Here is a 3,310-nt window from a genome sequence, read left to right on the forward strand (position 1 = left end):
CCTGGAAACGACGATACGCAGGCGTTCGGCGTCGCCGATCATGCCGTCAACGATGCGCTGTGCATTGTCGTTCAGGAATGCCGAACCGTCTTTCATGTCCGGTCTCCTTCCCATTGGAGTTGCAATTGGCTGGCTTGTCCCTTGATGAGCCGCTTGGTCGATTGGGCGCTCGGACCGCGCGCGAAGACCGTGCAGACAGGGTCGCCGGCAATCAGACGGGTGCCAGCCGACTGTTGGTCCGCTGTCCATTCAGGCCAGGCAATCGACGGAAAGTGAGTGATTGGCGTCGCGGCGTAGGTCACCATCGACGCCATCGAATCGACGAAGCGCGGCAAGCGGAAGACCTGACCCGTCGCGGCGCGCAGATGCGCTTCGATCAATGGCGCGTCAACATCGTCGAAAATGTCGAGGGTGGCGCCCGGCCTCGGATTGATCTCGATGAACGTGTAGCCATCCGGTCCACGGATCAGATCGGCGCTGCACAATCCAACCAGGCCGGCGCGCCGCGTCAGACTTGAGACCCAGCCGCCGATGACCGCCGCCTGTCTGCGATCGAAGCGTCTCAACCGTACGGCGCCGCCGTAGCGATAGGGCGCTGTGGGGGCGGGAGACGTCCATTGTTGGCTGAAACCCACGAGGTGCGCGGTTTGACCATTGCCGACGAACAGGGCCGAGATGCTGCGACCGGCAACGAAGCGCTGGAAGTAGCGGCCGGCGGTCGGGCTTTCTCCGGCTGCTCGTCTGACGTGTCCGCCGCCGGCGCCGCCCGCGGTCTTGACCACCCAGTTCTCCGGGTCAGGCGGCTGGTCCCATCGCAGTTGCGGATGCGGGATGCCGAGTTCGGCGCAATCATCGGCCAGCAACTGCGGATCCTTGATCCTGCGGATCGCGGCGCCGCCATTGCCGGCGAGCCGAAAGTGTCGCGCGATTTTGTCCACGGTCTCAGGCATCCGCTCAAACCCTGAGCCCAGGACAATGGCGGCCGGCAGGTCGTCGCCAGCCAATCGCCGAAGCGTGTCGATGATGCGCTCGCCGTCGATGCCTCCTTGCAGGTCGCCTGGCAGCATTGTCGCGCGTTCTGCGAGCGCGACGGTGTCCGTATCGCAAAAGAAATCGGCGACCAGCGGACGATAGCCGGCGCGACGCGCGGCGGCGGCCAGCGCCCGGCCTGAAATTGCCGCGATCAAAAGAGATCCGGCGTTACTTGGCAATCTCGCGTGCAAGGGAAAACGCTTCCTGAAAACCGAGCGTGATCGTCTTTTCGGATTCGATCATTCTTTTGAAGAGACCGAATTCGACCTTATATTTGACATTGCCGATGGCAAGCGGACCAATGCCGACAGCTTTTGCCGCATCGAGTGGATCACCATTGGCATTGACGGCCAATCCTTCGATGCCGGCCGGGGGAACGGCATTGACGTCGGCCGCAATAAGCAGGTCATTGCCTTTCAATTGGGCTTTGGAGACCACCTGGACGCCAGCTTTGGCGCAAGCCAGGATAATTTCGTTGGCTTCGACCAGCTTTGTCTTGCGGGCGTCGCTCGATCCGTCAGCCGCATCGACGGTGAGGTGGAACCTGCTTTCGATCTCGGCCGCGATCTGCTTGACCCGTTCGATGCCGTCATGGCCGACAAGTGTGACCCGGGCACCTTCCCCTGCCGCGATGACGGCGGTGCAGAAGCCGACGACTCCGGTGGCGCCGAAAACAGCCACCCTCGTATCCCTGAGCGCACGCTGGAATTTCTTCTCCAGCGCCTTTTCGACCTTGGCCACCATCGCCGCGGCTGTGGTGAACGAGCCGGCTGGATCGGCAAATACCGAAACCTGGAAAGGCGGCACCATCGCCTTCTTCGCGGCGTCGAACATGTCGAGCGCCAACGAGGCATCCTTCCCGGCGATGAAGATGCCGGTGTCGACACCCGCATCCGGCGGGCGTGAAAAGATCGCGTCCTGGACCAGTCCTGTCACTTCGGCCAGGCCCACATCGACATAGGGGACGACGGCGTCGAAACCTGCGTCGAGCGCCATGTTCACGTCGAAGGGGCTCATCTGCTTCAACGGTGTCAGCATGTGCAGGATGTGTTTGCGGGCCATTTCTTGCCTTTCTGCCTGAAACTGAAGCGTCAGCTGCCGACGAGATCCAGCCTGGTTGAACTGATCTTCGCGCCGGAGTTCCTGCCCTTGACGATCTTGACCTCAAGGCCGCCCTCAACTGTCGTCTTCCGAACCGCGTCGACGAACTTGAGTGCGGCGTCCTGCGATGGCGCGAAGGCAAAGCCTGTCGGCCCCCAGGAACTCTGGCCGATGCCGACGGCGCCTGCTTCATTGAGACAGTGGGCCACCATCTCGACCCGCTTCGAGGTGAACACGCCGCCCTGGGCCGGGGCGAAATGGCTGCCGATCAGCATCTGTATCGCGGTGACGGCGGCGCCGAATGCCGGAAGGTCCCGCTCGACCAAAGCCGGCATTATGCCCATCAGCACCCTCCGGCAGATCTCCCCACTGCCTGCCGTTGGGAATGGCGGCAGCGAGCGAAACGCCGCAACCTCGGCTGCTCCATGCAGTCCATGCCCGGAATGGTCGAGGATGAGGAGGACGCGCCACTCTTCCGGAAACGGCAGCCGCGCGACGACCGGAGGCGTTCCGCCGCGGTCGTTCTTGCCGGCGTCGACTATGACGCCGCCGTCTTCGAAACTTGCGATGCCGATGCCGGATCGGCCGCCCCGCTCGAGCAGGTTAGCGTCGCCGGCGATGTCCAGAGGCAGATTGTGGAGCGTGCGCAACGCCGAGGCGACGGCAAGGGCGATCTGCGTGCCGGAGCCCAGACCCGCATGACTGGGGATCGACTGCTCTACCACGAGATGGTGCTGGCCGCGAATGCCGAGATGCTTGCAGAGCGTCGACAGATGCTCGCTGGCGCGGGTGCTCTCGGAGCCTTCGACGATGGTCTCGCTGGACCGCGACAGGGTGACGACGGTTTCGGGTTCGCTCAATGGAAGCCCGACGCTACCGAACCGCCGTCCGGCATCGCCATTGAGATCAAGGAAGCCAAGGTGCAGGCGAGCGGGCACTCGTATGGTAACAGAATTCGACATCTGCCCCCCGATGGGTGCATCATGGATGCATCATGGAAGTTTAGGTGCCCGGTACCATGATAACTGTTTTCGTCGATGGGGCAAGCCAAAGAGAACGCATACGTGTTTGCCGGCTCCGGCGTGTGACAGACCGAGCAATTCGCGGAGGTCGAGATGAACGAGACAGTCAAGGAAAAGGTCTATTCGGAAGCCGAGATCGCCGACCGGCTTGAGAA

The 3,310-nt window shown here is 62.6% G+C and carries 3 protein-coding genes; all 3 read right to left on the reverse strand.

The features are described from left to right. Nucleotides 1-92 precede the first annotated feature (92 nt). From EN914_RS29240 to EN914_RS29250, 3 genes are read right to left on the reverse strand one after another with little or no spacing between them, the layout of a single operon-like run. The gene (locus tag EN914_RS29240) at nt 93-1,187 is read right to left on the reverse strand and encodes an ATP-grasp domain-containing protein (protein ID WP_024504392.1); all 1,095 of its coding nucleotides are present in this window, start codon (nt 1,185-1,187) and stop codon (nt 93-95) included. 13 nt (nt 1,188-1,200) lie between these two features. Then, entirely contained in the window at nt 1,201-2,094 is an 894-nt protein-coding gene (locus EN914_RS29245) for an NAD(P)-dependent methylenetetrahydromethanopterin dehydrogenase (protein ID WP_013532031.1), read from the reverse strand. A 29-nt stretch (nt 2,095-2,123) separates the two neighbouring features. Continuing rightward, nucleotides 2,124-3,095: a beta-ribofuranosylaminobenzene 5'-phosphate synthase family protein gene (locus EN914_RS29250; RefSeq protein ID WP_024504393.1), complete on the reverse strand. Its 972-nt coding sequence runs from the start codon at nt 3,093-3,095 to the stop codon at nt 2,124-2,126. Nucleotides 3,096-3,310 lie beyond the last annotated feature (215 nt).

This window comes from Mesorhizobium sp. M7A.F.Ca.CA.001.08.2.1, assembly GCF_003998455.1.
Classification (GTDB): domain Bacteria; phylum Pseudomonadota; class Alphaproteobacteria; order Rhizobiales; family Rhizobiaceae; genus Mesorhizobium; species Mesorhizobium ciceri.

Excerpts from the sequence above, each read along its gene's own strand:
- EN914_RS29245 (WP_013532031.1), bottom strand. The coding sequence starts at position 2,094 with ATGGCCCGCAAACACATCCTGCACATGCTGACACCGTTGAAGCAGATG.
- EN914_RS29250 (WP_024504393.1), bottom strand. The coding sequence starts at position 3,095 with ATGTCGAATTCTGTTACCATACGAGTGCCCGCTCGCCTGCACCTTGGC.